Raw genomic sequence first — 26,330 nt, 5'->3', positions numbered from 1 at the left:
CATTTTACAAGCATTCTTAGAAATGGAAAACAAACGAATGAAGGACCTTTTACTTCTAAAAGGATAGAAAAACTTCATCAAAAACGTTACTTGAAAATAAAAGACGTCTTCCATAAAGTTAGTCACCACATCGTAAAACTAGCTCAAGAAGAAGTTTGTAAAATCGTTATTGGTCAAAACAAAAGTTGGAAACAAGAAACGAATATGGGAAAAAGAAATAACCAATCGTTTTGTCATATCCCGCATAATTTACTGATTCAAATGATTACATACAAAGCAAATGCTGTAGGCATTCAAGTTGTTGTAACTGAAGAATCATATACATCGAAAGCAAGTTTTCTGGATAACGACTTCATTCCAACGTATGGAAAAAATGACCAAAATACAACTTTTTCAGGAAAACGAATAAAGCGCGGTATATATCGTTCAGCAAATAAAACTTTAATTAATGCAGATGTAAATGCTGCGGCTAACATTTTACGAAAAGTAATCCCAAATGCATGGACAAATGGGATAGAGGGGTTAGGCGTGAAACAGCTCGCTAATGTGTTAACTCCCCTGACGTTAATCGTCCGTTAGGTCGAAACGTTAGAAACCCCCACTTCAAGCTTTGTTAAGTGGGGGAGTGTTCATATGCTATAATGTAGAAACATATAGCTATAAGGAGATGTACGAAATGATTCCAGTAACAATATTAACTGGTTTTCTTGGATCGGGGAAAACGACATTATTAAATCGTATTTTATCAGAAAATCACGGTAAGAAATTAGCGGTGATTGTAAATGAAATAGGGCAAATTGGCATTGATAATCAGTTGATTATGAATGTGGAAGAAGAAATTATGGAAATGACAAATGGCTGTTTATGCTGTACTGTACGTGAAGACTTACTTGTTGCTTTGAAACAGTTATTGGACGTAAAAGCAGAAGGGAAAATGGATTTTGATGGTTTAGTAATTGAAACGACTGGCCTTGCAAATCCAGGGCCGATTATTCAAACATTCTTTTTAGATCCAGTCATCCAATCTGCTTACCAAATTAACGGTGTTGTAACGGTGGTAGATAGTTATCATATACATAAACATTTTGAAAAAGGATTAGAAGCAAAAGAGCAAATTGCGTTTGCTGATGTCGTTTTAGTAAATAAATTAGATTTAATTGAAGAGAATGAGAAAGAAAATCTCTTGCATGAAATTCAAGGGATTAACCCGACTGCAAAGTTAATTGAGGCGACTAACTGTGAGGTAGATATACCATCTTTATTACAAATCCAAACATTTAAAACGAAAGATACGTTGCAAATTTACCCTCATAAAGAACATAACCACTTAGAAGGTGTGAAATCATTTGTATTACGTGAAGAACGTCCGCTGGATTTACAAAAGCTTAATGAGTGGATGTCAGCTGTCGTTCAAGAGCTAGGGGAATATTTATATCGTTACAAAGGAATTTTATCGATAGATGGAGTAGATAAACGTATCGTTTTCCAAGGTGTACATACGTTATTTGCTGCTTCGTACGATAGAGAGTGGCAAGAGGGAGAAGAGCGAGTAAGTGAAGTAGTTTTTATCGGAAGAGATATTAATAAAGAGTGGTTCCAAGAACATTTCGAGGAGTGTGTGAAATAAGTCTGCGTAAATTGCAGGCTTATTTTTTATGAGCATTCTATTAGATTGCAAAACAGAATTAAATAAGGGGGAGAAACTAAAAATTGATAAATGTATAATAAAAAGCCTGTTTTCACAGGCTTGTATTTTCGTCTATTAGTAACTCCATTACAACACCTACAACTGGACCTTCATCATCAATATCCCCATTTAAGCGGAAACCAAATGATTCATACAGTCCCATTGCAAGTTTGTTGTCTGGATGTAAACTTAAGTAAATTATTTTGCATTCAAATTTTTCTTGTAAGAATTGAATGAGTAAGCGAAGGAAACGTTTTGCGTATCCTTTTCCTTGATATTGTTGGTCAATCATAAAGCGATCGAGCCATACACTTTTATGTTTTACTGAATACCATCCATACATTGCGTATCCTACAAGTGTTTCTCCATCATATAAACCTACTGACGTTCCGTTTCCTTCATATAATGATTCTGCTAAAGAAAACGCGTTACTTTCAATAAATTGTTGCTGATCTTTTGCGACGTCTAAAGCAACTACTGAACGCCAATTTTTTGCTGTTACTTCACAAATGTGAAGATTCATAATTCCAACTCACCTTCTAAATTAATATAGCTTTAAAGCTAATATGGATAATTTTACTTGTTATTTTGGTCAAGTCAAGGATAAATACATAAAAAGGCAGCTGAATAACAAATTCAGCTGCCTAGAAAGTATAATGGATTAGTTTATTGCTTCTTTCAATGTGTTTACGTTTTCTTCCATTAAAGTAAAGTAATCTTTATTATTTTTTGCATCATCTTCAGAAATAGTAGCTAAGTGATTTAAGCGTAAAACTTTTGTACCAGTTTCTTTTTGAATTACGGATGCTACTTTTGGAGTAGAGAATGTTTCGAATAAAATATATTTTAGATTATGTTCTTTTACTGTTTTTGTAATGTCAGCAAGCTGCTTTTGAGATGGTTCATCAGAAGCTGAAATTCCAGCGATAGGAATTTGTTTTAGGCCGTATCGTTGTTCCCAGTAACCATAGGCAGCATGAGAAACTAAAATTTCTTTCGTTTTTGCGTTCGCTACAGCTGCCTTAAATCCATCGTCTAAATCAGTAAATTTAGTTTGAAGTGCTGCAAAGTTTTTTTCGAATTCTTGTTTATGTTCAGGTTGTAATTCTACAAGTGCATTTTTAATTTTTTCTGCCTGTTTCATTGCTAGAGTAGGATCTAACCAAACATGCGGGTCTTTATCGTGATGATGTTCATCTTCTTTATGGCCATCTCCATGATCATGATGCTCTTCTTCAGTAGAAGCACGAAGCTCAATACCTTTAGATGCATTTACAATTTTAACATTTTCTTTTTGTAATGTTTTTTCCATTTTTTCAGCAAATGGTTCTAATTCAGCGCCGTTATAAACAAATAAATCGGCTTTTGCAACTTGTACTGTTTGTTTTTGACTTGGTTCAAATGTATGTGAATCTGCACCAGGTGGGTAAATCGCTTCAACATTTACATAGTCGCCACCGATTTTCTTTGCGAAATCAGCAAGTGGGAAAATCGTTGTATAAACTGTTAGCTTTCCATCTTTCTTGGCATTACTTTCTTTTTTATTTGAGCAGCCAGCGAAAATTAAGGTAAAAATAAGTAAGAATGAAAATATAGTCAATCTTTTAGGCATGAAGTTCTCCTCTTTTCTTTTTACGGATATATTTTCCCCAATTATAGAAGAAAAATATCATTTTAATACAAAACGGAATAATTACGTTTTAGTTTGCGAACTTAGTATAATACATCTTTAATAAAGTTGCAATAAATAATAATCATTCCGATTTGTTTTTGTTATAAAGTTGTCAAATATAGGGGTATTATTTTTGCAAATGCATGCATATGTGACAACGCTGTTTTCATATATTGAAAAGGAGGTAAAGAGGGGGATGAGCGCTTGGGTTACTTAATGGAAGCTATTTTATTAATATTAGCGGTAGTATTGCCATTATCTTTCGTATTAATTTTTTTAAGAAGATTAATAAGTAATTTAGGGGACGCTACAACAATAACGAAATTACAAGAGAGAGATGAGAAAAAAGAGTGAGTAAAGCACTATGCGTACGCATAGTGTTTTACTTGTGGTAAAATAAGAGCAGGAAACTCCTAAAGGTTGTATTTTACTAAAGGAGAGAAAAGTAAAATAAGAGGTATATGCATATATGAATAAGCGAACAGCGTTAATACTCGGTGCAAGTGGTTTAGTTGGACAAGAGATAACGCGTCTATTACTTGAATCAGATTACTACGATTCGGTTACTATTTTTGTAAGAGAGCCAATGCAATTGCAACATGAGAAGTTACAGCAGAAACAAGTTGATTTTTCGGTATTAGAGGAATATAAAGAGTTCTTTGCTGTGGATGATGTTTTTAGTTGCTTAGGAACAACAATAAAAAAAGCAAAAACAAAAGCAAATTTTAAAAAAGTAGATTATGAATATACGTTACGAGCTGCTTGTTTAGCTGAAAAACAAGGGGTACAAAATTTCCTTGTCGTGTCTTCTATGGGAGCGAATCCTAAATCATTCTTCTTTTATTCACAAGTGAAAGGAAAAATGGAAGAAGAATTGCAAAAGTTAGTGATTGGTGGTATTCACATTTTTAGACCATCATTATTAGTAGGAAATCGACAAGAATTTCGTTTCGGCGAACGAATGGCTGAAAAGTTATCTCGTATTATTCCGTTTATCTTTAAAGGAGCTTTCAAAAAATATAAACCAATTTCAGCTAAAGATGTGGCGAAAGGGATGTATATAACCGCGCTGCGAGAAGAATCGGGTATCCATACTTATAATTCAAATGAAATTACAACGATAGAATAAATAAAACCGAGAAGAATGACTTCTCGGTTTTATTTATTCGTATGAATTTTTCCTGATGCTCGCTTATATTGGTGAGGTTCTTGCAATTCAAAGCCAATTTCATTGGCCGCTATTCTCGGGAAGTACGGATTGCGAAGTAACTCACGTCCGATAAAAATTAAATCTGCTTCGTTATTATTTAAAATTTGCTCTGCTTGTACTCCGGTCGTAATTAATCCAACTGCACCAGTTGCAATGTTAGCATGCTCTTTAATATGTTTGGCATATTGTACTTGATAACCAGGATACACATCAATATGTGCTGGTACAACTGCGCCAGAACTACAATCGATTAAATCTATTCCCTGTTCTTTCATCCACTTTGTATACTGAACGTAATCTTGAACCGTTAGCCCGTCAGGATGATAATCATTTGCTGAAATACGGACAAATAACGGCCCGTCCCAAACTTCATTTATCGAGTCAATGATTTCGCGTAAGAAACGATAGCGGTTTTCAGGTGAACCACCATATTCATCAGTCCGCTTATTGGAAAGCGGAGAAAGAAATTCATTAATAAGATAACCGTGAGCACCGTGTATTTCAATAACATCAAATCCAGCTTGTTTTGATCGTACTGCAGCTTGCTGAAAAGCTAATACAGTATCTTTAATTTGGTGTTTGCTCATTTCTATTGGCATTTTCATTGTTTCATTAAATGGAATGGCTGAAGGAGCTAACGCATCTGTTTCTAATTCTGCTTTTCTTCCGGCGTGAGCGAGTTGAATGGCAGCTTTTGCACCATTATCATGTATAAAAGTAGTCGTTTTATGTAAGCCTTCAATTAGGTTGTCATCCCAAATGCCTAAGTCTTTATTTGAAATTCGACCTTCAGGTAACACGGCTGTTGCTTCAATCATAACTAAACCAACTTGACCGGCAGCTCTTGTTCCATAATGAATGAGATGGAAATTCGTTACTTGGCCATCCCCGTTTTCCGATGAATACATGCACATAGGTGACATAACAATCCGGTTTTTTAATGTAACGTCCTTAATTGTATAAGGTGAAAAAAGTTCGGAATTCATCCAATAGCCTCCTAGATTGAATTTTCTTACATTGTATCATTCTCTTTTTTGTTTCTCTAATAAAACGCTTATACGAAAAATTTTGTATATTCGTGTTACAATGACTAATATGAACTGAATTGGAGGATGGCATATGTACCAGGCTTATTATGAAAGCGAAGTAGGTTTGCTTGAAATTACAGCGAATCAAGAAGGAATTACGTCTGTTATATTTGTTGATGAACGACAAGAAGAAAATAAAAATGAAATGATAGAACAATGTATAAATGAGTTAGATGAATATTTTAAAGGGAAAAGAAAAGAGTTTACGGTCCCGCTGTCTGCGGAGGGAACAGCGTTTCAAAAAAATGTATGGGATGCACTTTATACTATTCCATACGGCGTAAGTGCTTCATATTTAGATATTGCAGAGAAAGTTGGAAATACAAAAGCTGTACGGGCAATAGGAGGGGCAAATAGTCGGAATCCAATTTCAATAATTGTTCCATGTCACCGTGTAATAGGGAAGAGTGGAAAGCTTGTTGGATATGCTGGTGGTTTATGGAGGAAAGAGTGGTTATTAAAACACGAAGGTATTTTGAAATGACGTATGGATGGGAAGAGGGATTGTTTTGAAATGTATAAATTGTGGGCAACCTTGCGAGGAGGAACAGTTAAATTGTGCAAGTTGTCAGCGAAACTTGGATAATGAACAAGAGGAAGGTAGCTCGTTAATAGATAAAGAACTAGAAGTATATGTAGGGAGACAATATCCGTATTACAAAAGGAAATGGGAGCTTGAGAATAAGCGGATTGCTAGGTGGAGCTGGAATGGTTGGGCTGCTATTTTCAATATAGGCTGGCTAGGATATCGTAAGTATTATGTACCAGCTGCTTTATTTATGTTGTTATTAGTAGCGTGTGATGCATTTTCGTATTATATGGGATTTAATGTAGCGTTGCCAATCATTAATATGGTGCCTCTTACGTTTTTATTACTCATTTTTATTCTGTTTGGAATGGGGATTTTTGCAAATGGATTGTACTATCAATTTGTGGAAAGACGTATATACCGAATAAAAGCAAGAGAAATAAAAGATAAATCAGTTGAAAACTATCTAATCAATGATAGCGGCGGAACGAGCAAAATGGGAGCGACAATTGTTACTATTTTAGCAGTTGCTAGCATATTTTTTAGTCATTTCTTTTTTCCGACTGATCGAGACGTTATTCAAAAGGTTCGTACAAGCTCGCTTTATGAATATCCTTTCTTTTCAATAGGTGAATCTTTCGAAAATTATTTTCAAAATTCAGGTTGGATATATTATCGTGGAACGGAAGGGTTAGAATTAGTAGAATTCCAAGGATATAACACCGGAACGCCAAAACAAAAGGTGAAGATTCAATTTGTTGTCGATTATAAATTAGGTGAAGTGGAACCATACTCATTTATGGTTAATGGTGAATCTAAAACTGAAGAAGAGTTTTTGAAGCTAATGGAAGAAATATTTAAAGTTCAAAATCCATTTGATATAGAGGATGGATTACAAGTAAATGCTATTCAAGAAAGCGGCTGGAAAGAAATTTCCGATCGCTTTTTTCTATGTTTGTTAAAATAAATATTTAAAATAATCAGAATCTTTTGTATAATAAAATATATTATATAGGATTTAACTTATACATATAGATTGGGGGAAGGAAGAATGAAGAGAAAGACAACAACAATTGCTGCACTTGCGTTAACGACGAGTGTATTGGTTGCAGGATGTGGGAATGGTGAGAAGGCTTCGACAACGAAGAAAGAATCGAATAAGGGAATGGCCGATAAACAAGTTTTAAATTTGCTAGAAACAGCTGAAATTCCTTCAATGGATACATCTAAATCAACGGATTCTGTATCTTTCCGTGTATTTGTAAATGCAATGGAAGGTTTATATCGTCTAGATAAAGATAATAAACCAACACCAGGTATGGCAAAAGATGTGAAGATTAGTGAAGATAAAAAGACATATACATTTGAATTACGTGATGCGAAATGGTCAAATGGTGATCCAGTTCGAGCACAAGATTTTGTATATGCATGGCAACGTACATTAGATAAAGCAATAGCGGCAGAATATGCATTCATTTTATTTGATGTGAAAAATGCACAGAAAGTAAATAAAGGTGAATTACCAGCAGATCAATTGGGTGTTAAAGCGAAGGATGATAAAACGTTGGTAGTAGAATTAGAGCAACCAGCACCTTATTTTCTTGAGCTTACGTCGTTCCCTACATTTTTCCCATTAAATGAAAAATATGTGAAAGAGCAAGGAGATAAATACGGATTAGAAGCAGATAAATTAGTATATAATGGACCATTTACAATGAGTCAATGGAAACATGAACAAAATTATCAGTTAAAGAAAAATCCTAATTATTGGGATAAAGATACTGTAAAGTTAGACGAAATTAATGTAAGTATTGTGAAGGAAACAAGCACGGGAGTAAATTTATATGATAGTGATCAAGCAGATCGAGTTATTTTAACTTCTGAATTTGTTGATAAATATAAAAAGAATAAACCAGATGAATTTAAAACGAAGTTAGACCCGCGCATATATTTCTTACGTTTTAACCAAAAAAATGCAACATTTAAAAACCAAAAAGTACGTGAAGCGATTGATTTAGCATACGATAAAAAAGGAATTGCTGATGTCATTTTAAATGACGGTTCATTGCCAGCATATTTCTTAGTACCTGAAAAATTCACGACAGGTCCGGATGGAAAAGATTTCCGCTCTGTAAATAAAAACTTCCGTGATAGTAAAGATAATGCAGAGAAAGCAAAAAAATTATGGGAAGAAGCGAAGAAAGAGCTTGGTCAAGATACAATTACGGTTGAATTACTAAACGATGATAACGGTAGCCGTAAAAAAGTAGGCGACTTTATTAAGGAAGAACTAGAGAAAAACTTGCCTGGTATTAAAGTGAATTTGAAACAGCAACCATACAAGCAGAAGCTAGATTTAGAAAAGAAATTCCAATATGAATTCTCATTATCTGCATGGAGCCCTGATTATCCGGATCCAATGACTTATATTGATATGTTTGTTACTGGAAGCTCATTTAATGAAATGGATTATTCTAATCCGAAGTATGATGATTTAGTAGCGAAATCAAAAGGAGAGCTATTAAAAGATGATAAAGCACGCTGGAATGCACTTGCGGAAGCTGAAAAAATCTTAATTGGTCAAGACGCAGCAATTTCTCCTACGTACCAACAAAGTACAGCTTATTTAGAGAAGCCATTTGTAAAAGGCATTGCTAACCATACGTTTGGCGGGGACTTCAGTTATAAATGGGCATATATTACAAAAAAATAGTATAATAAAAGATGAGTGAATTTTCGCTCATCTTTTATTTGTATAAGGAGGAATTATAGTTGTTAAGAGGAATCAATCATATTTGTTTTTCGGTATCTAATTTAGAAAACTCTATTATGTTTTATGAAAAAGTATTAGAGGGAGAATTATTAGTTAAAGGAAGAAAATTAGCTTATTTTAACATATGTGGAGTATGGATAGCGCTTAATGAAGAGACGCATATTCCGAGAAATGAGATTCATCAATCTTATACGCACATTGCATTTTCTGTTGAACAAGAAGACTTTAAATGTCTAATACAGCGATTAGAAGAAAATGATGTTCATATTTTACAAGGAAGAGAACGTGATGTAAGAGATTGCGAATCTATATACTTTGTTGATCCTGACGGTCATAAATTTGAGTTTCACTCAGGGACACTGCAAGACCGTTTAAATTATTATAGAGATGAGAAACCTCATATGACAATTTATTAGGGAGGGATAGCATTTGCATGCACTTGTAATTGGTGGAACAGGAATGCTAAAGAAAGTTTCTATGTGGCTTTGTGAGAAAGGGTTTTATGTTTCTATTATCGGGCGAGATGAAGTGAAATTAGAAAATGTTAAGCGAATGAGTTCTGCACCAGAAAATATTACATGCCTTTCGTTAGATTATCATAATGATGAAGATGTAAAGCTAGCTATTAAAAGTACAATTAAGAAAAATGGCCCAATCACATTAGTTGTTGCATGGGTACACACAAGTGCAAAGCATGCACTATCAAATATTTGTAAAGAACTAGATTTGTCGTCTAAAACATATAGTTTATTTCATATTTTAGGTAGTAAAGCATCACGTATGCCTGCACAAAAAATAGGGAGTACGCGATGTATTTATCATAGAATTATTTTAGGTTTTATTTTAGAAGATACATATGGAAGATGGCTTACTCATGAAGAGATAGCTGATGGAATTATAAAAGGGATTGAAAGTAAACGAGCGGAGTGGATTGTAGGGAGAGTTGAACCGTGGGAATTACGACCAACATGGTGAGGGGGAGTAAGAAATGAAAACAACTATATATGTAACAAGGCATGGTGAAACAGAGTGGAATGTAGCGAAGCGAATGCAGGGACGGAAAAATTCTGCTTTAACTGAAAATGGTATAGTTCAGGCGAAACAATTAGGGAATCGAATGAAATATTTACCAATCCATGCGATCTATAGTAGTCCGAGCGAAAGAACACTTCATACGGCAGAGTTAATAAAGGGGGAACGTGATATACCCATTATAGCGGATGAGCATTTCTATGAAATCAACATGGGTATATGGGAAGGACAAACAATCGCGGATATAGAAAAGCAATTTCCAGAAGAAGTACATCTGTTTTGGAATGAGCCACATCTTTTTCAGTCAACATCAGGCGAAAATTTTGAGGCCGTTTATGAAAGAGTAATTGAAGGGATGCAGCTTCTTTTAGAGAAGCATAAAGGACAAAACATATTGATTGTTTCTCATGCGGCAGCAGCAAAATTACTTGTAGGGCATTTCGCGGGAATTGAAATAGAAAATGTGTGGGATGATCCATTTATGCATAGTGCCAGTTTGAGCATAATAGAATTTGAAGAGGGTATTGGTAAAGTGAAACAATTTGCAGATATAAGTCACTTTCAATAAATGTAAAAAAGGCCGCAAAACGGCCTTTTTTGGTGGTATAAAAACTAGCAGTTACGTTTTTTATACCAGAAGTGATCGAACTTCTTATTTTTGCAAGATGGGAATTTATGTCCGCCTTTGCAATCATTCCATTTGTGTCCGCTATCGTGACAGTCTTTACCATGATCACATGAATCATCGCAAGAGTGACCGTGTCTGTTAGGGAAGAATTCGCATTTTTTACAGAAACTTCGTTTTGTCCAGAAAAATTTCTTTTCAAAGCGTATGCATTTTGTAATGAATGTACAATGTTTTCTGCGAGTACGTTTCGTAACTAATACGCATTCTTTTCTACGCGTTACTTTCGTAACGAACGTCCATTTTTGAACACGTACACGAGTACATTTCGTAACAAATGTCCATTTTTTCACATGCGTACATTTTGTAACGAACGTACAATGTTTCACGCGAGTACATCTTGTTCTAGGACATTTACCCCCAGTTGTACATTTACATCCAGTTGTACAATGATGATGAGTGAATTTATCATCATCGCATTCAAAAGTACTTGGATCTTGGTGTAAGAAATCCTCCATCCCAGCACTTTTGATTTCTTCGACAGCTTTTCTAATATCACGTTTCATAGAAATCCTCCTTATCATGTATTAAAGTGAAAAGGTATTCTTTTTCCTTAACATGATATGTATGTAGGCATCTTTCTGAACAGGACAAGAGTGTAATTTTATATAAATAGATGATTGCGGATGTATGGACAAGAAAAGGCGCATACATTGAAGGAAGAGAACTGAGAAGGGATGAGAAAACATGCTGCCTTCATATGATTTTTTTGTTCATCCAATGTACTTAGTGGAATTGAAAAAGGACATTTGGTCAGATAGTCCAGTGCCAGCAAAATTAACTTATGGAAAAAAGAAATATGACATTGATATCGTATACCGAGGAGCTCATATTCGCGAATTTGAGAAAAAGTCTTATCATGTTATGTTTTATAAGCCTAAAAAATTTCAAGGTGCGAAAGAGTTTCATTTGAATTCGGAGTTTATGGATCCGTCTCTCATACGAAATAAATTATCTTTAGATTTTTTTCATGATATTGGTGTACTTTCGCCAAAATCACAACATGTATTTATAAAAATTAATGGTCAAATTCAAGGTGTGTACTTACAGTTAGAATCGGTTGATGAAAATTTTTTAAAAAATAGAGGATTACCGAGTGGTTCTATTTATTATGCGATAGATGATGATGCGAATTTTTCATTAATGAGTGAACGAGATAAAGATGTTAAGACAGAGCTCTTTGCGGGTTATGAATTTAAATATTCGAATAAGAATAGTGAAGAACAACTGAGTGAATTTGTATTTCAAGCGAATACTTTGACGAGGGAAGCCTATGAAAAAGAAATTGGGAAGTTTCTACATGTAGATAAATATTTACGATGGTTAGCAGGAGTTATTTTTACGCAAAACTTTGATGGTTTTGTTCATAACTATGCACTATATCATAACGATGAAACAAATTTATTTGAAGTTATACCGTGGGATTATGATGCGACTTGGGGGCGAGATGTACAAGGGAGACCGCTTAATCATGAATATATTCGCATTCAAGGGTATAATACGTTGAGTGCAAGATTGCTAGACATACCTGTATTTAGAAAGCAGTATCGAAGTATTTTAGAAGAAATATTAGAAGATCAATTTACAGTTTCGTTTATGAGGCCGAAAGTAGAAGGGTTGTGTGAATTGATTCGTCCATATTTACTACAAGATCCATACATGAAAGAAAAATTAGAAACATTTGATCAAGAGGCTGATATGATTTATGAATATATAAATAAGAGAAGAAAGTATATACAAGACCACTTACATGAATTGGATTAATTTTGAAAGAGATTGAAACGTTATCAATCTCTTTTTTTGTATAATAAAGATGTATCAATGAAAATGAAGTAATATATTTGATAGAGAATGGGGATGCGGATATATGACGATTAAATGGATTGATTGGGTAAAACAAATACAATCTATAGCTCAAGCGGGTTTAACGTATTCTAAGGATGTGTATGATATTGAGCGTTTCCAGCAATTACGAGATATTTCTATTTCAATGATGTCACATTACACGAAAACAGATTGGGAAGTCGTAGAGAAATTATTTGCAAGTGAGACAGGCTATCAAACACCTAAAGTTGATATAAGAGCTGTTGTTTTTCAAAATGAAAAGTTATTATTTGTGAAAGAAAAAAGCGATGGGAAATGGGCATTGCCAGGTGGATGGGCTGATGTCGGTTATACGCCAACCGAAGTTGCAGCAAAAGAAGTTTTCGAAGAGACTGGTTATGAGGTAGATCATTTTAAGTTACTAGCTATATTTGATAAAGAAAAACATCAACCATCTCCATCGGCGACGCATGTATATAAGATTTTCATTGGATGTGAGATTATTGGTGGAGAAAAGAAAACTAGCATTGAAACAGAAGAGGTGGAGTTTTTTGGTGAAAATGAATTGCCTAATTTATCAATTGCTAGAAATACAGAAGACCAAATTAAAGAGATGTTTGCCTACATGAAAGACCCGCAGAAAGAGAAATTAATAGATTAATCCTGCTTGAATTGTACATATTGTTAAAATGAAGATATTGGCAGATTGCAGCCTTTATGTAATAATGGGATGGTATGTGAAGAAAAAAGGAGATAAAAAAGAACATGTTAGCAAACATAATAGATCAGTTATTGCAATTTTTTGCAAGCTTAGGTTACTTTGGAGTAGCTCTTGCTTTAATGATTGAAGTAATCCCGAGTGAAATTGTACTTTCGTATGCTGGCTTTTTAGTAGCGAATGGTAAAATTAGTTTTGTGGGTGCAGTTATCGCCGGAACGATTGGTGGTACTTTAGCGCAAATCTTTTTATACTGGCTTGGATACTACGGAGGGCGTCCGGTTGTAGAGAAATATGGGAAATATCTACTTATTAATAAACATCATTTAGACATAGCGGAAGGTTGGTTTAAGCGTTATGGAGCAGGCGTAATATTTTCTGCGCGCTTTATCCCAGTAGTACGTCATGCGATCTCTATTCCAGCAGGACTAGCTAAGATGCCATTAAAACTATTTACACTTTATACGGTTGTAGCGATCATTCCATGGTCAATTCTATTTATATACTTAGGTGAAAAACTTGGTGGGAATTGGCGACAAATTAAAGAGTATGCATCTGATTACACACATTACATAATTATAGGAGCTGTTCTTTTTATTGCTCTATACTTTGGTTTAAAGTATTTCAAAAAGAAAAAAGCAGCGCGTTAAAGTCAATGATTTTTCATTGGCTTTTTTATTTGTTTCGGTTCTAAAGAAAAGGAGTTGTCCATAATGTGTAATAATAAAGCGTAGCGGAGGAATGTGATGAAAGGGTCACCGTTTATACGTGGAACGATATTTTTAACGATGGCAACGATGATATCAAAAATGTTAGGGTTTATATATGTTATACCATTTACAGCGATGGTCGGTACGAGTGGTTACGTTCTATACACATATGCATATCGTCCTTATACCATCATGCTCAGCATAGCAACAATGGGATTACCGCTAGCTGTTTCAAAGATGGTATCAAAATATGATCAACTGAATGATTATCATACGGTTAAGAGAGTGTTGAAAAGTGGAATCGTGTTTATGTTTATAATGGGAGTCATTTCGTGTTTTACGTTATATATGCTAGCTCCGCATTTAGCTAAACTTGTCATCGATGGGAATGATCAAACGGGGAATAGTGTAGGAGCGGTTACTACTAATATTCGAATTGTAAGTTTTGCGTTAATACTTGTGCCAGTAATGAGTTTATTAAGGGGCTTCTTTCAAGGATTCCAATCGATGGGGCCTTCTGCATTAAGTGTAGTTGTAGAGCAATTTTTTCGTGTTTTGACCATTTTAATAGGAAGCTTTGTCGTTTTATATGTTTTAAGAGCTTCTGTTTCACTAGCAGTTGGTATTTCAACGTTCGGTGCCTTTATGGGAGCTGTAGGTGGATTAACTGTTTTAAGTGCGTATTATATGAGAAGGAGAAGGCACTTAAAGAAAAAAGAAATGGCAAGTATACCACAAACAACGAAATCTTTTTTCTCACTTTATAAGGAGCTCTTTACATATTCTATTCCTTTTGTTGTAGTAGGCTTAGCAATTCCGTTGTATCAGACGATTGATACATTTACAATTAATAAACTACTTATACAGATAGGGTATATGCAAGGCGAAGCGGAAAAAATTAATGCGATAATTGGCCTTGTTCAAATGGTTGTGCTTATCCCGGTATCCGTTGCGACAGCTTTTAGTATGTCTCTCGTACCAGAGATGACGAAAGCTTATACAGCAGGAAATACGAAGCTATTGTACAAACATTTTACGAGAACAAATGTATTAGTAGTAGCGATTACGGTACCGGCGGCAATTGGAATGATGGTGTTAGCCAAGCCTGTATATACCCTTTTATTTGGTGCTGGAAATGATCCAGAGATGGGGAGAATCATTTTACAGTATTATGCTCCTGCTTGCATACTATTTTCTCTTTTTACAGTAACGGCTGCTATGCTACAAGGAATCAATCAACAGCAGAAGACGGTGCTAGGACTAGTGATTGGAATTATTGTGAAGATAGTTTTAAATATTGTATTGCTTCCGTATTTCGATTATGTAAGTTTTATCATTTCAACATACGCGGGCTATACGATTTCAGTCGGGTTTAACTTGTGGATGCTTTCTAAATATGTTATAAAGGCAACATAAGCTTTTAAGGCAGAGAGCACTCTGTCTTTTTCTATGTTTATCCCGCTCTAACGGGCAGTAAGATCCTCATCTCAAAATTCAGCGAAAGAAAAGAAGTTTGGTTGGGGGCGGGCAGCCTGTAAAAGCCCGATTGGTGAGGGCTGAAAATCAGTGGGGGGGATGAAGCCCCCACTGATTAAAGTTTCACTTTATAATATTTTTCTTATAAAAACGTTTTCAAAATAATTTTTCTATTGAAATTTAAACGTATGTTTCATATGCTGAGAATGGCGGTTTAAAAACTGTGATTTAAGAGAGGTAGATTCCTACATGTAAAAAGAATCGGGGTGATAGTATGTTAAATATATATTTAACAGACCGAAACGGAAAACTACAAGAGATTGAGGAAATGCAAAAGGGGTGCTGGATTAATGTACTTCATCCAACAGAAGAAGAAATTCAATATCTAGTACAAACTTTAAATGTAGACTTAGATTTCATTAAAGACCCTTTGGATGATGAAGAACGCTCTCGTATTGAAAAGGAAGACAATAATACTTTAATTATCGTCGATATTCCGACAGTTAGACATGACGAAGAAGGAAATTCGATTTATGACACGATTCCAATAGGTATGATTGTGATGCCGGATTGTTTTGTTACAATCTGCTTAGAAGAGAATCCAATTTTTGAACGTTTTATTAATCAACGTATTAAAGAATTTTATACGTTTAAGAAGACGCGCTTTGCACTTCAGCTCTTATATACAATTTCTACTTATTATTTAAGATACTTAAAGCAAATAAATCGAAAAACAATTGATTTAGAGCATCAATTAAATCAGTCAATGAAAAATAAAGAGATTTTCACATTGTTAGGCCTTGAGAAAAGTTTAGTATACTTTACAACGTCATTAAAGGCTAATAAAATTGTAATTCAAAAGTTAATGCGTAATAGTACATTTTTAAAAATGTATGAAGACGATCAAGATTTATTAGAAGATGTATTAATTGAAAATAAACAGGCTATTGAAATGGCGGAAATATATAGTCACATTTTAAGTGGAATGATGAATACTTTTAGCTCCGTTATATCAAATAATTTAAATAGTGTTATGAAACTGTTAACGTCAATTACGATCATTTTATCTTTACCGACGATGGTTTCTAGTTTCTTTGGAATGAACGTAAAGGTTCCGTTTGAAGGAGAAGCCCACGGTTTTGTAATTGTACTCATCATATGTGTAACACTATCTTTCACGTTAGCTTTTGTTTTTTGGAAGAAACGTTACTTTTAACGATAAGAAAGCTGCTCTAGCATAGTTATACAACTACGCTAGAGCAGCTTTTTTGCTATGAAATCTCAAATTTTGAATAGAATATAACTTGTACAATGTAATGTATATAAAGGGTATGTATTCCATATAAGCCTTGTTCAATTAATGAAATGGGGTTAAAATTACATATTGTTAATGAAAAGTTGGAGGAAATACATCATGGAATTGTTTCAATTACCGAAAGCATTCCTGCAAATGAATACAATTTTTATTTCCATATTGATCGAAGCACTTCCTTTTGTGCTCATTGGTGTATTTATTTCAGGATTCATTCAAATGTTCGTGACAGAAGATATGGTGGCAAAATGGATGCCGAAGAACCGATTTCTGTCTGTTTTATTAGCTACTTTTTTAGGTATGTTGTTTCCAGGTTGTGAATGTGGAATTGTTCCGATTGTAAGACGATTAATTGGAAAAGGCGTTCCACCATACGCAGGGATTGCATTTATGTTAACTGGACCTATTATTAATCCAGTTGTATTATTTGCTACTTATGTTGCCTTTGGGAGTAGTATGCACATGGTATGGTATCGTTCTATTGTAGCGATTATCGTAGCCATTATCGTTGGAATTATATTATCCTTTATGTTTAAAGAACATCAATTAAGAGATGATCACTTCCCAGAAGTGAATAATAAGCGTCCACTGCGTAAAAAAATGTGGGATGTATGTACACACGCTGTTGAGGAATTCTTCTCAATGGGAAAATATTTAGTACTAGGTGCGTTAATTGCAGCAGCAGTACAAACGTTTGTACAAACTTCAACACTTCTTGCTATTGGACAAGGTCCGTTTTCTTCATCAGCTGTTATGATGGGACTTGCTTACATTTTATCACTTTGTTCAGAGGCAGATGCATTTATCGCTTCTTCGTTCCAAAGTACGTTTTCAACAGCTTCACTTGTCGCGTTCCTCGTTTACGGACCGATGGTGGATATTAAAAATATGTTTATGATGCTTGCGACATTTAAAACGAAATTTGTAATTGTTGTTATAGTTACAGTTACTCTTGTTGTTTATGCAAGCTCACTACTCATTTATGCGATGGGGTGGTAGGTTATGTTTCGAGCATATATATTATTAGGTTTTACAATATTAATTGCGCAGCTTCATATTTCCGGTAACATTACGAAGTATATCAATATGAAGTATGCCTATTTATCAACAACAGCAGCAATTATTTTAGGTTTCTTAACGATTGTACAAATTATCGTCGTTTTCCAAAAAGAACACCAAAAGGAAAAAGAGAAAAATGATTGTAGTTGTGACCATGGTCATTGCGGACATGATCATTCAAAAGATGAGAATACATGGTGGAAAAAAGCATTTTCGTACTCATTGTTTTGTTTTCCAATTATCTCAGGGTTATTTTTCCCAATTGCGACGCTAGATTCGGATATTGTTAAAGCGAAAGGGTTTCACTTTCCTGTTGCACAAGCAGAAAGTAAGGATCCATTTATGACAAGACAATTTCTAAGACCTGATACGAGTATTTATTACGGGAAAGAAGGATACCGCGGTGTAATGGAAAAAGGGAAGAAAGAGTTTGTTACGAAAGATAATATTAATTTGAAAGATGAAGACTTCCTAAAGGGTATGGAAACAATTTATAATTATCCTGGCGAGTTTACTGGAAAAAAATTATCTTTTAAAGGGTTTGTTTTTAGAGATGATTCTTCTAAAAAAGAACAATACTTCTTATTCCGTTTCGGTATTATACATTGCGTAGCAGATTCTGGCGTGTATGGTATGTTAGTGAAAAAGCCAGAAGGCGTAGAGTGGAATAATGATGACTGGATTCAAGTAGAAGGAGAGATAACTACTGAGTTTTATCAGCCGTTTCATGCGAATATTCCTGTATTAGAAGTAACAAAATGGAATAAAGTTGAACAGCCGAAAGAACAATATGTATTTAGAGGAGCCGATTGATAAAATCGGTTCTTTTTTGTGGACTAAAAGTTCTGAATGTTGTTAATATTAAACCTGTAGTTCATTTAGTATAGTGATTATTGAAATATTAGGGATAGATTATTAAAGGGGTGATAACAATGACAGAAGTAAAGGGGAAAACAGCCAATGAGTCAAGGGTGTTCAAAACGAGCCGAGTCTTCCCAACAGATTTAAATGATCATAACACGCTATTTGGTGGGAAGATATTAGCGGAGATGGATATGGTTGCTTCTATTTCAGCATCCAGACATTCAAGAAAGGAATGTGTCACAGCATCTATGGACTGGGTCGATTTCTTACATCCTGTTCGTTCTTCAGATTGTGTTAGTTATGAATCTTTCGTAATTTGGACGGGAAGAACTTCGATGGAAGTGTTTGTGAAGGTAGTGGCTGAAGATTTAATTTCAGGTGAGAAGCGTATAGCGGCAACGTCATTCGTTACTTTTGTGGCACTTAGTAAGGAAAATAATCCAGTTCCTGTACCGCGTGTTATCCCTGAAACCGAAGAAGAGAAAGAATTACATCGTATTGCTGTGTTACGTGCAGAACAGCGTCATATACGTAAGGCAGAGAGTAAGAAAGTAGCCACATTGTTAACCTTTTGAGATGAATATTTAGCCATTTAAGTTACTATAGCAGTCGGAAATGGTTTTAAAATGAAAAGCGGACACCTAAAAATAGGTGTCCGCTTTTATAGTTTTTTCATCCACATATCATATGACAGTAGCTACTTAGCAGAAGCAAGCAGCACCGACGATGATTAAGAGGATAAATAATACGACTAATAGCGCAAATCCATTACCATGTGCGAAGCCCATTGTTATTTCCTCCTTTTATTTTAAGATACAACATACAATATGCAAATGAGCTATTGTTTGATATGGACATATATCATGCAATGACATATTTTCTTGAATGATAATGTAATAAAAAAGGGAAGATATAGAAATAACAGTAAGTGGAGAAAGGAATTTATCCATGAAGCACTTTTTCGCTATAATCCTTTGTTTAATAGGTGTATTCATTTGGATGAACATCGATGTGGAAATGGGGAAGGAAATGGCTAGTGAATATGAATTAGGACAAGTTCGATTAGGTGAATTTCAACTATATACGAACGGTGAAGAGTTATATAGAAAATTATTTGACGATATAAACGATGCAGAAAAGTATATATATATCCATTTTTATATTGTAGGAAAAGACGAAATAAGCCAAGAGTTTTTACAGTTATTAGAGAAAAAAGCATCTAGCGGAGTAGAAGTGAAATTGTCAGTCGATCGGGTAGGCGGATATAAGCTGAAGAAAAAGGTAATTAGCCGATTAAAAGAAAACGGTGTGAAGTTTACATTTAGTAAAAAACCGAAACTGAAAAATATGTTCTATTCTTTGCATCAACGGAATCATAGACGTATTGTTACGATAGATGGAAAGGTATCATACGTCGGTGGCTTTAATATCGGAAAGGAGTACCTTGGACAAGATCCAAAGTTTGGGCCATGGCGTGATTATCACGTGCGCATCCATGGTGAGGGTGCAGTGGATATGGAAAGAAAGTTCGCCGAAGATTGGAAAGAAGATACAGGAGAAAAAATGCCTATACATGAAAGTATACCTACATTAGGGAATGTGAAATATCAATATTTATTTTCAAATGGAAAAGGCTTATGGGAAAAATATGGAGCACTATTAAAGCAGGCTAAAAAGTCTTTAATTATCGCTACACCATATTTTGTACCAAGTAAAGAAATGGTGAAAGAGTTAAAAGCTGCATTAAATCGTGGTGTTAATGTGAAAATTCTCGTGCCATTTAAAAGTGATGCCATATTGTTAAAACAAGCTGCCTATCCATATTTGAAAGATATGTTACATGCTGGAGCGGAGATTTATCAATATCGAAATGGATTTTTTCATGGGAAAGTAACAATTATTGATGGAGAAATTGTTGATATTGGGACAGCGAATTTTGATAATAGAAGTTTTTATTTAAATTGTGAGTCTAACTGTATCATATATGATAAAACCGTTGTTGATGAAGTATGGAGTCGATTACAGGTAGACTTTCATAAATCAAAACGATTTTCTGAAGAAGATTTTGAGAAAATTAGTAGATGGGATTGGTTTTTAGCAAGAATAGCGAATGTTTTAGCATCATATTTATAGTATATGGACAAAAGAGAAGGGAGGAGCTTTAATGGACTGTATGAAAGAATTAATGAGATATAGTTATATACTAATATACAAGGTTGGAGAGTATGCTGGAAAGGTCAGAGACGAAGAATTAAAAAATCTATTACAGCACCATTTACCATATATGTTACAAGCATATAATGAACAAGTAAATTTTCAAGAAGGAGAGAATGTGCAACATATAACCTGTGAAACAACGGAGTTTGATTTGCATGAAATGGAAAAGGAAACAGTTAGTAAATATACAGGGGATATTCATATTGCAACCAGTTATATTGCGCACTTGAAACGATTAGCTTTAAAGTTTGCTCAAGTTGCAGTGGAAGTTGCTAATCCAGAGTTTCGCTCATTTTTGGAAAATTGTTTCCTGAAAATGAACCGTTACGCTTATAGTGTGTGGCAATATGTTATGAAGAAGGAATATAAGATTACACATCTATATGAAAATGAAAAGTTTGCATGAGAAACTAAGGCGAAATGGTATGCGCCTTAGTTTTTTTACGTCCATTGAGAGAAAAAACTAGTTTTATTGTGTATCGATTGGAAATGAAATAAAATCAGGTTTTGTTATCAGAAAATTTACAAAAATTTACCGTATATTTACTGTTTTTCAATCTCTCCTTTAAAAATAGAGAGTAATATGAGGTTGTACATATTCTATCACAAGGAGGAAACGCAAATGAACAAATGGGTTAAATCATTAACTGCTATGGCACTTGCAAGTTCTTTATTAATGGTAGGTTGTAGTAAAGGTGAGGACAAGAAGAAAGAAGACGACACAACAACACAACAAGAGGATAAAAAGGATAAAGAAACAAGCGGAACCGAGAAGTCTACTGATTCTAAAGAAAAGAAATAAAGTAATAATAAAGCTTCCTCTCATATATGAGGAAGCTTTTTTGTTGTAAATTGACTGAGATTATTGAAAAATAGAAAGAGAATGAAAGAGGGGGAGAACAAATGAAAGTATGTATATTGGGAGCAACAGGACGAGTAGGTTCAAACATAATTAATTTAGCATTAAAGGATTCAGCTGAAGTGACTGCATTAGCGCGTGATTTAAATAGAATAGAAATACAACATGAAAGGCTACGAGTGATAGAAGGTAATGTATTGAACGAAAATGATATAAAGAAAGTGATAGAAGGAAGCGATATAGTAATTAGTGCACTTGGAACGGATCAAAATGGAACATTAGGGAAGAGTATGCCACAAATCATTAAGCAAATGGAAGAAGAAGGGGTTCGTAGAATCATAACAATAGGAACAGCTGGTATTTTACAAGCAAGAACAAATCTAAATTTATATCGTTTTCAATCAACGGAATCAAAAAGGAAAACGACAACGGCAGCGGAAGATCATTTGGCTGCATATAAAGTACTAAGTAATAGTAATAATTTATGTTGGACAGTTGTTTGTCCGACACATTTAATAGATGGTGAGGCGACAGAGGTATATCGAACTGAAAAAGATATATTGCCAGAGGGTGGATCAAAAATTACAGTGGGTGATACAGCACACTTTGCATGGGATCTATGTAAGAAAAACATATATGAAAATAGTCGAGTAGGTATTGCATATTAAAAAACCATCCCGAAGTCGGGATGGTTAAAAGATGATATAACACAAGAAGATGATAATCATAATGATTTGGAGAATTGCTTTCGCTACTGTACTGCTTAAAAAACCAACTACAGTAGCGACTCCAACTAGAAAGGCATCTTTTGGCGCTTTTTTATGCACTAGTTCTGTTATAAATACTGATAAGAACGGTATGATAATAAGTCCGAATGGTGGGAAGAAGAACGATCCGACAATGATAGAAATCATTCCGACACGTTCGCCCCATTTAGAACTACCGTATTTTTTTAAGAAATATCCATTTGCAATAAAATCAGCAACGAAAATGAAAAGAGTAAAAATGACTTGAATAATCCAAAAAGAAGTTGTTAATTCGCCTCCATTTATACCGAAATGGTAAATCAAATATCCAGCCCAGACAGCTAGTATGCCAGGGATAATTGGATAAATAAAGGCGAGAAATGAAACAACGAAACAGGCAATGATACAAATTGTTAATAAAACAGTCACTTTATAGCTCCTTTTTAATATCTAGTTTATGTACAGCAACTTTTTTGACTTGATGGCCATCAAGTTCTAATACTTTAAATTGAAAACCAGCATATTCAATGGAATAGCCAGCTTCAATATTTAAGTCAACTGCTTGAGAAAGAAGCCATCCTCCGATTGTATCTAAATCACTATCATCAATATGTAGGCCAAACATATCATTTACTTCAGAAATAAGCACCTTTCCATCTAAAACAGTAAGCTTAGGTGTACGCTTTTCAATCATAGGTGATTCATCCGCATCGAATTCATCTTGAATTTCTCCAATGATTTCTTCAAGAATATCTTCCATCGTTAAAAGTCCGGCAGTACCACCATATTCATCCATAACGATTGCCATCTGAACGCGATTTTTTTGAAGATGGACTAACGTTTTACGAATTGGAACTGTTTCAAATACAGTTAGAACAGGATGTATATAAGATTCAAGTGGCTTATAAATACCTTTCGTTTGATCATGGAATACTTCTTTCGTATTGATCATCCCAATGATATCATCTTTATCTTTTTCGATAATTGGATAGCGTGTATATTTTTCAGTAGCGACGATATCCATATTTTCTTCTAACGTATTTTCAGTAGATAAGCAAATCATTTCGGTACGAGGAACCATAATTTCTTTTGCAACTCGATCATCAAATTCAAAAATGTTATTTACATATTTATATTCGGTTTGGTTTATTTCACCGCTTTTAAAACTTTCACCTAAAATGAGTCGCAATTCCTCTTCAGAATGAGCAAGTTCACTTTCTTTCGCAGGTTCTAATCCGAGTAATTTTGTGAAAAATATAGCTGTACTATTGAGTAGCCAAATGAATGGGTACATAATTTTATCAAATAAAATAAGCGGTCTTGCAAATTTGAGTGTGATTGCTTCTGCTTTTTGAATTGCGAAAGACTTTGGAACTAATTCACCTAATACAACGTGGAAAAATGTAATAACACTAAAAGCAATAACAAAAGATAAAGTGTTAGCCATTGTTCCAGTAATATTAATTTTTTCAAAGAGCGGTCGTAGTATATGTTCCACAGTCGGTTCACCAAGCCAACCAAGCCCTAAAGAAGTGATTGTAATTCCGAGCTGACAAGCTGATAAATAAACATCTAAATTAGATAGGACGCTTCTTGCAGCTAAAGCTTGTTTATTACCTTCATTTGCAAGTTGGTCAATTCGACTTTTTCGTACTTTTACAACAGCGAATTCTGATGCAACGAAAAAGCCAGAAATAAGAATAAGTACAAAGATGAGAAAAATATTTAATATGTCCAAGCGTGTTCTCCATTCCAAGGTTTGGAATAAAGATGTCACCTCCTGCAATTATGTTATACTTTTATAATAAATCCAAATGAAAAGAATAGTCAAAGGAAAAGGGTAAATATTGGTATGTTTCTGTAATAGTTTTTGAATTTGCTGTTATTTTGTCCGCTATACAAAAGGAATAACCCCCTACTTTTAGATTATAGAGGGTTATTTTAAATTAAGGTTTTGGAACACTTCTCGTTAAAGTGTATGACTGTTGCTTGGAGTAGTTTGTGGTCCATAGTGTTTGAAGGAAAGAAAGTATGCTATATGGGATATAGAGTAGTAATAAGCCGATTGTAACAATTATGGGTGAATTTCCGCCAAATTGAACGATAAATTGTAACAGTCCATTTGCATGAAAAACGCATTCCATAAAAACGAATGAAAGAATAATGGAACCTAAAATTGATTTATGATTCGAAGTAAGCGCCAAAAACAATGTATCCACAAGAAAAGAATCATGTTTTATTTCATATTCATTTGTGTTTTTTAAGAAAGGAATCCATTTTTTTACTGCTTGCATAACGATAATCATGGAAGTACTACATACGATGATAAATGATGAGTAGTAAGGAAGGTTTATAAATTGTGCGATGTATAGAAGTAGTAATAAGACTGAACATTGTAATACTACAGTGCAAAAAGAGTAAGGTATCCATTTCAATACAGTAGTAAACTTTTTAAACGAATTAGGTACTTTGAAAAATAAATGGCCGATACCCAAACTTATGAAAAATCCGATCGCAAGGGTAAAAGTAAAACGAACAATCGATATAAAATATATTTCCCATATGTAAGGGAATAATGGTGTTGAATGATTAGAAGTATGTATCATTTGGTTTGCTGAGAAAAAGATAGATTCATGCATCCAATCAACCTTTGGAATTGATATAGAAGAAAGCTGTGCGAAGTTTTGAAAAATGCTAATAAATCCATTTTGATAAGAATAATTGTGTGTAATAAAAAGAGCTGGAATAGGACTTATGGCAAAAATAACAATAATACCAATTATAAATTTACATATATGTGAGCGTAATAAGGACATATAACCACCTACTCTTAGAATATTCAGAAAATTCTTATTCTTATTTTAGCTTTTTTTGAAAGAAGTTACAATATATTTTTCATTCAGTAATTCAGAGAGAAGATTTGATAGCAAAAATATGCAAGTGAAGGATTCATGAATAAATTATGACAAGAAAATGAATAATTTTCAGAAAAATAAAATAAATTATTTATTTTTTTCTGAAAATATAATATAGTTATGGCACAGAAAGTATTTTAACATAAGGAGGCTTTTTATGAGGATTAAAGGGAATTACGTGCCGAAAAGGGAAGTTTTACTGTGCTCAAGTTCGATTACGATAGGGGAAGCGTTAGAGCATTTAAATAAAACGGGGTATCGTTGTGTACCAGTTTTAGATGAAAAAAAAGAGAAATTTTTAGGGAATATATATAAAGTAGATATTTTAGAATATAAAGGATCACTTGATGAGAGTGTAATACAATTATTAAACGATAAAGAAGGATTTGTGAGAGAAGATTCATCTTTCTTTAAAGTATTTTTTACAATAAAAAAATTGCCTTATTTATCAGTAGTTGATGAAAAAGGGGTTTTCCTTGGAATTTTAACGCATAAAAAAGTTTTTGAGTTATTAGAGGATGCATGGGGTGTTCACTCTAGTAAATACTCTGTCATGATTGGAACGCAAGACTATAATGGAGCAATCCAAAAGTTATCGACAGTTTTAAAGAAATACACTGGTATTCAAAGTTTGATGACTTTTGATAATGATGCCTTATTAGTTCGTAGAATTATGTTTACATTAGGAGAAGAGTTTAACGACGGTGAATTAGAGACATTATTGAAAGATTTAGAAGATCACGGATTTAGAGTTGTGTATGTGGAAGAGATGAAAAATCCACGTGAAGTTGAAACGATAGAGTAACATACAAAAGCCATCTAAATTATGAAGTGCACCCCAATTGTTAGACACAGTCTAACAATTGGAGGTGCATTTTTTATGGCTAAATTTTCTTCAAAAGAAAAAATCCAAGCGGTGAAACGATATTTAGATGGTACAGAAAGTGGAAAAAC

General features: G+C 34.1%; 31 protein-coding genes. 23 read left to right on the top strand and 8 right to left on the bottom strand.

All coding sequences use genetic code 11. The features are described 5' to 3' along the window. Both D1166_RS28425 and D1166_RS28420 read left to right on the top strand, forming a co-directional pair. The coding region (locus D1166_RS28425) for an IS200/IS605 family accessory protein TnpB-related protein (protein WP_165851683.1) at positions 1 to 579 on the top strand (579 nt) is incomplete at its 5' end. Between the two features lie 97 nt (positions 580 to 676). Next, positions 677 to 1,627 carry a CobW family GTP-binding protein gene (locus D1166_RS28420; protein ID WP_000613422.1) on the top strand — a complete coding sequence of 317 codons (951 nt, stop codon included), beginning with the start codon at positions 677 to 679 and terminating at the stop codon, positions 1,625 to 1,627. Between the two features lie 112 nt (positions 1,628 to 1,739). Here D1166_RS28420 and D1166_RS28415 read toward each other — a convergent pair whose 3' ends face one another. Beyond that, positions 1,740 to 2,210 carry a GNAT family N-acetyltransferase gene (locus tag D1166_RS28415; protein WP_001048677.1) on the bottom strand — a complete coding sequence of 157 codons (471 nt, stop codon included), beginning with the start codon at positions 2,208 to 2,210 and terminating at the stop codon, positions 1,740 to 1,742. 138 nt (positions 2,211 to 2,348) lie between these two features. Next, complete coding sequence (locus D1166_RS28410) at positions 2,349 to 3,299, bottom strand: metal ABC transporter substrate-binding protein (RefSeq protein WP_097855701.1); 951 nt, start codon at positions 3,297 to 3,299, stop codon at positions 2,349 to 2,351. Between the two features lie 264 nt (positions 3,300 to 3,563). On the opposite strand from D1166_RS28410, the gene D1166_RS31450 reads away from it, so the two are divergent. Next, on the top strand, positions 3,564 to 3,713 hold the full coding sequence (locus tag D1166_RS31450) for a hypothetical protein (RefSeq protein ID WP_000540932.1): 150 nt from the start codon (positions 3,564 to 3,566) through the stop codon (positions 3,711 to 3,713). Between the two features lie 115 nt (positions 3,714 to 3,828). Beyond that, positions 3,829 to 4,488, top strand: coding sequence for an oxidoreductase (locus D1166_RS28405; protein WP_001042736.1), 660 nt, complete (start codon positions 3,829 to 3,831; stop codon positions 4,486 to 4,488). 29 nt (positions 4,489 to 4,517) lie between these two features. Here D1166_RS28405 and namA read toward each other — a convergent pair whose 3' ends face one another. After that, the gene (gene namA, locus D1166_RS28400) at positions 4,518 to 5,555 is read right to left on the bottom strand and encodes an NADPH dehydrogenase NamA (protein WP_097855702.1); all 1,038 of its coding nucleotides are present in this window, start codon (positions 5,553 to 5,555) and stop codon (positions 4,518 to 4,520) included. Positions 5,556 to 5,688: 133 nt separating this feature from the next. On the opposite strand from namA, the gene D1166_RS28395 reads away from it, so the two are divergent. From D1166_RS28395 to D1166_RS28370, 6 genes are all read left to right on the top strand, one after another. Beyond that, positions 5,689 to 6,141, top strand: coding sequence for a methylated-DNA--[protein]-cysteine S-methyltransferase (locus D1166_RS28395; protein WP_000283913.1), 453 nt, complete (start codon positions 5,689 to 5,691; stop codon positions 6,139 to 6,141). A gap of 7 nt (positions 6,142 to 6,148) precedes the next feature. Beyond that, the gene (locus tag D1166_RS28390; RefSeq protein WP_481747873.1) at positions 6,149 to 7,153 is read left to right on the top strand and encodes a DUF2628 domain-containing protein; all 1,005 of its coding nucleotides are present in this window, start codon (positions 6,149 to 6,151) and stop codon (positions 7,151 to 7,153) included. Between the two features lie 84 nt (positions 7,154 to 7,237). After that, complete coding sequence (locus tag D1166_RS28385) at positions 7,238 to 8,899, top strand: peptide ABC transporter substrate-binding protein (protein WP_000824273.1); 1,662 nt, start codon at positions 7,238 to 7,240, stop codon at positions 8,897 to 8,899. 59 nt (positions 8,900 to 8,958) lie between these two features. Continuing rightward, positions 8,959 to 9,375, top strand: coding sequence for a FosBx1 family fosfomycin resistance bacillithiol transferase (gene fosB / locus D1166_RS28380; RefSeq protein ID WP_097855704.1), 417 nt, complete (start codon positions 8,959 to 8,961; stop codon positions 9,373 to 9,375). 13 nt (positions 9,376 to 9,388) lie between these two features. After that, positions 9,389 to 9,934 (top strand): short-chain dehydrogenase, encoded by a 546-nt coding sequence (locus D1166_RS28375; protein ID WP_016117649.1) that lies wholly within the window; start codon positions 9,389 to 9,391, stop codon positions 9,932 to 9,934. A gap of 13 nt (positions 9,935 to 9,947) precedes the next feature. Then, the gene (locus D1166_RS28370) at positions 9,948 to 10,559 is read left to right on the top strand and encodes a phosphoserine phosphatase 1 (protein ID WP_097855705.1); all 612 of its coding nucleotides are present in this window, start codon (positions 9,948 to 9,950) and stop codon (positions 10,557 to 10,559) included. A gap of 44 nt (positions 10,560 to 10,603) precedes the next feature. Here D1166_RS28370 and exsB read toward each other — a convergent pair whose 3' ends face one another. Next, a complete protein-coding gene (gene exsB / locus D1166_RS28365) occupies positions 10,604 to 11,182 on the bottom strand; it encodes an exosporium protein ExsB (RefSeq protein WP_000817498.1) in 579 nt (192 codons plus the stop codon). Between the two features lie 181 nt (positions 11,183 to 11,363). Here exsB and cotH point away from each other — a divergent pair, with 181 nt between their 5' ends. From cotH to D1166_RS28325, 8 genes are all read left to right on the top strand, one after another. Further along, a complete protein-coding gene (cotH, locus tag D1166_RS28360; RefSeq protein WP_000937999.1) occupies positions 11,364 to 12,440 on the top strand; it encodes a spore coat protein CotH in 1,077 nt (358 codons plus the stop codon). Between the two features lie 103 nt (positions 12,441 to 12,543). Next, positions 12,544 to 13,161: an NUDIX hydrolase N-terminal domain-containing protein gene (locus tag D1166_RS28355; protein WP_000153584.1), complete on the top strand. Its 618-nt coding sequence runs from the start codon at positions 12,544 to 12,546 to the stop codon at positions 13,159 to 13,161. Positions 13,162 to 13,265: 104 nt separating this feature from the next. Then, positions 13,266 to 13,868 (top strand): undecaprenyl phosphate transporter UptA, encoded by a 603-nt coding sequence (gene uptA / locus D1166_RS28350; protein WP_000880691.1) that lies wholly within the window; start codon positions 13,266 to 13,268, stop codon positions 13,866 to 13,868. 96 nt (positions 13,869 to 13,964) lie between these two features. Next, positions 13,965 to 15,344 (top strand): putative polysaccharide biosynthesis protein, encoded by a 1,380-nt coding sequence (locus D1166_RS28345; protein ID WP_118043509.1) that lies wholly within the window; start codon positions 13,965 to 13,967, stop codon positions 15,342 to 15,344. Between the two features lie 334 nt (positions 15,345 to 15,678). Further along, complete coding sequence (locus D1166_RS28340) at positions 15,679 to 16,620, top strand: magnesium transporter CorA family protein (RefSeq protein WP_000932389.1); 942 nt, start codon at positions 15,679 to 15,681, stop codon at positions 16,618 to 16,620. 198 nt (positions 16,621 to 16,818) lie between these two features. Beyond that, positions 16,819 to 17,715, top strand: coding sequence for a permease (locus tag D1166_RS28335; protein WP_000418716.1), 897 nt, complete (start codon positions 16,819 to 16,821; stop codon positions 17,713 to 17,715). A 3-nt stretch (positions 17,716 to 17,718) separates the two neighbouring features. After that, positions 17,719 to 18,588, top strand: coding sequence for a TIGR03943 family putative permease subunit (locus tag D1166_RS28330; RefSeq protein ID WP_000488057.1), 870 nt, complete (start codon positions 17,719 to 17,721; stop codon positions 18,586 to 18,588). 119 nt (positions 18,589 to 18,707) lie between these two features. After that, a complete protein-coding gene (locus D1166_RS28325; protein ID WP_000141164.1) occupies positions 18,708 to 19,214 on the top strand; it encodes an acyl-CoA thioesterase in 507 nt (168 codons plus the stop codon). Between the two features lie 126 nt (positions 19,215 to 19,340). Here D1166_RS28325 and D1166_RS28320 read toward each other — a convergent pair whose 3' ends face one another. Further along, positions 19,341 to 19,427, bottom strand: a complete 87-nt coding sequence (locus tag D1166_RS28320; RefSeq protein WP_000505094.1) for a YjcZ family sporulation protein — start codon at positions 19,425 to 19,427, stop codon at positions 19,341 to 19,343. 160 nt (positions 19,428 to 19,587) lie between these two features. Between D1166_RS28320 and cls the strand changes: the two genes are divergently transcribed. The 4 genes from cls (at position 19,588) to D1166_RS28300 (ending at position 22,383) form a co-directional block, all read left to right on the top strand. Continuing rightward, complete coding sequence (cls, locus tag D1166_RS28315) at positions 19,588 to 20,772, top strand: cardiolipin synthase (protein WP_033689718.1); 1,185 nt, start codon at positions 19,588 to 19,590, stop codon at positions 20,770 to 20,772. 31 nt (positions 20,773 to 20,803) lie between these two features. Further along, the gene (locus D1166_RS28310) at positions 20,804 to 21,262 is read left to right on the top strand and encodes a spore coat protein (RefSeq protein ID WP_000340535.1); all 459 of its coding nucleotides are present in this window, start codon (positions 20,804 to 20,806) and stop codon (positions 21,260 to 21,262) included. Positions 21,263 to 21,478: 216 nt separating this feature from the next. Continuing rightward, positions 21,479 to 21,658, top strand: coding sequence for a hypothetical protein (locus D1166_RS28305; protein WP_001045960.1), 180 nt, complete (start codon positions 21,479 to 21,481; stop codon positions 21,656 to 21,658). Between the two features lie 101 nt (positions 21,659 to 21,759). Next, on the top strand, positions 21,760 to 22,383 hold the full coding sequence (locus D1166_RS28300; protein WP_000861653.1) for an NAD(P)-dependent oxidoreductase: 624 nt from the start codon (positions 21,760 to 21,762) through the stop codon (positions 22,381 to 22,383). 24 nt (positions 22,384 to 22,407) lie between these two features. On the opposite strand, the gene D1166_RS28295 is transcribed toward D1166_RS28300, so the two are convergent. From D1166_RS28295 to D1166_RS28285, 3 genes are all read right to left on the bottom strand, one after another. Continuing rightward, positions 22,408 to 22,890: a DUF456 domain-containing protein gene (locus D1166_RS28295; RefSeq protein WP_000217338.1), complete on the bottom strand. Its 483-nt coding sequence runs from the start codon at positions 22,888 to 22,890 to the stop codon at positions 22,408 to 22,410. Position 22,891: 1 nt separating this feature from the next. Beyond that, positions 22,892 to 24,199, bottom strand: a complete 1,308-nt coding sequence (locus D1166_RS28290; RefSeq protein WP_000353738.1) for a hemolysin family protein — start codon at positions 24,197 to 24,199, stop codon at positions 22,892 to 22,894. Positions 24,200 to 24,407: 208 nt separating this feature from the next. Then, complete coding sequence (locus tag D1166_RS28285; RefSeq protein WP_000055260.1) at positions 24,408 to 25,277, bottom strand: hypothetical protein; 870 nt, start codon at positions 25,275 to 25,277, stop codon at positions 24,408 to 24,410. Positions 25,278 to 25,533: 256 nt separating this feature from the next. On the opposite strand from D1166_RS28285, the gene cbpA reads away from it, so the two are divergent. Continuing rightward, positions 25,534 to 26,181 carry a cyclic di-AMP binding protein CbpA gene (cbpA, locus tag D1166_RS28280; RefSeq protein ID WP_001220526.1) on the top strand — a complete coding sequence of 216 codons (648 nt, stop codon included), beginning with the start codon at positions 25,534 to 25,536 and terminating at the stop codon, positions 26,179 to 26,181. The last annotated feature ends 149 nt before the right edge of the window (positions 26,182 to 26,330 follow it).

Origin of the sequence: Bacillus sp. ISO11 (assembly GCF_003458115.1) — a bacterium.
GTDB classification, from domain to species: Bacteria; Bacillota; Bacilli; order Bacillales; family Bacillaceae_G; genus Bacillus_A; species Bacillus_A cereus.
The sequence above is the reverse complement of the archived record's forward strand: the minus strand, read 5'-3'. Positions and strand labels throughout refer to the sequence as shown.

Bases quoted from the DNA above. Each gene is read 5' to 3' on its own strand.
- D1166_RS28345 (WP_118043509.1), top strand. From the start codon at position 13,965: ATGAAAGGGTCACCGTTTATACGTGGAACGATATTTTTAACGATGGCA.
- D1166_RS28405 (WP_001042736.1), top strand. From the start codon at position 3,829: ATGAATAAGCGAACAGCGTTAATACTCGGTGCAAGTGGTTTAGTTGGA.
- namA (WP_097855702.1), bottom strand. From the start codon at position 5,555: ATGAATTCCGAACTTTTTTCACCTTATACAATTAAGGACGTTACATTA.
- D1166_RS28320 (WP_000505094.1), bottom strand. From the start codon at position 19,427: ATGGGCTTCGCACATGGTAATGGATTTGCGCTATTAGTCGTATTATTT.
- D1166_RS28305 (WP_001045960.1), top strand. From the start codon at position 21,479: ATGAACAAATGGGTTAAATCATTAACTGCTATGGCACTTGCAAGTTCT.
- cotH (WP_000937999.1), top strand. From the start codon at position 11,364: ATGCTGCCTTCATATGATTTTTTTGTTCATCCAATGTACTTAGTGGAA.
- exsB (WP_000817498.1), bottom strand. From the start codon at position 11,182: ATGAAACGTGATATTAGAAAAGCTGTCGAAGAAATCAAAAGTGCTGGG.
- D1166_RS28370 (WP_097855705.1), top strand. From the start codon at position 9,948: ATGAAAACAACTATATATGTAACAAGGCATGGTGAAACAGAGTGGAAT.
- D1166_RS28285 (WP_000055260.1), bottom strand. From the start codon at position 25,277: ATGTCCTTATTACGCTCACATATATGTAAATTTATAATTGGTATTATT.
- D1166_RS28390 (WP_481747873.1), top strand. From the start codon at position 6,149: ATGGGAAGAGGGATTGTTTTGAAATGTATAAATTGTGGGCAACCTTGC.
- D1166_RS28310 (WP_000340535.1), top strand. From the start codon at position 20,804: ATGGACTGTATGAAAGAATTAATGAGATATAGTTATATACTAATATAC.
- D1166_RS28410 (WP_097855701.1), bottom strand. From the start codon at position 3,299: ATGCCTAAAAGATTGACTATATTTTCATTCTTACTTATTTTTACCTTA.
- D1166_RS28385 (WP_000824273.1), top strand. From the start codon at position 7,238: ATGAAGAGAAAGACAACAACAATTGCTGCACTTGCGTTAACGACGAGT.
- D1166_RS28395 (WP_000283913.1), top strand. From the start codon at position 5,689: ATGTACCAGGCTTATTATGAAAGCGAAGTAGGTTTGCTTGAAATTACA.
- D1166_RS28330 (WP_000488057.1), top strand. From the start codon at position 17,719: ATGTTTCGAGCATATATATTATTAGGTTTTACAATATTAATTGCGCAG.
- D1166_RS28355 (WP_000153584.1), top strand. From the start codon at position 12,544: ATGACGATTAAATGGATTGATTGGGTAAAACAAATACAATCTATAGCT.
- cbpA (WP_001220526.1), top strand. From the start codon at position 25,534: ATGAGGATTAAAGGGAATTACGTGCCGAAAAGGGAAGTTTTACTGTGC.
- cls (WP_033689718.1), top strand. From the start codon at position 19,588: ATGAAGCACTTTTTCGCTATAATCCTTTGTTTAATAGGTGTATTCATT.
- D1166_RS28420 (WP_000613422.1), top strand. From the start codon at position 677: ATGATTCCAGTAACAATATTAACTGGTTTTCTTGGATCGGGGAAAACG.
- D1166_RS28325 (WP_000141164.1), top strand. From the start codon at position 18,708: ATGACAGAAGTAAAGGGGAAAACAGCCAATGAGTCAAGGGTGTTCAAA.
- D1166_RS28335 (WP_000418716.1), top strand. From the start codon at position 16,819: ATGGAATTGTTTCAATTACCGAAAGCATTCCTGCAAATGAATACAATT.
- D1166_RS28300 (WP_000861653.1), top strand. From the start codon at position 21,760: ATGAAAGTATGTATATTGGGAGCAACAGGACGAGTAGGTTCAAACATA.
- D1166_RS28340 (WP_000932389.1), top strand. From the start codon at position 15,679: ATGTTAAATATATATTTAACAGACCGAAACGGAAAACTACAAGAGATT.
- uptA (WP_000880691.1), top strand. From the start codon at position 13,266: ATGTTAGCAAACATAATAGATCAGTTATTGCAATTTTTTGCAAGCTTA.
- D1166_RS28415 (WP_001048677.1), bottom strand. From the start codon at position 2,210: ATGAATCTTCACATTTGTGAAGTAACAGCAAAAAATTGGCGTTCAGTA.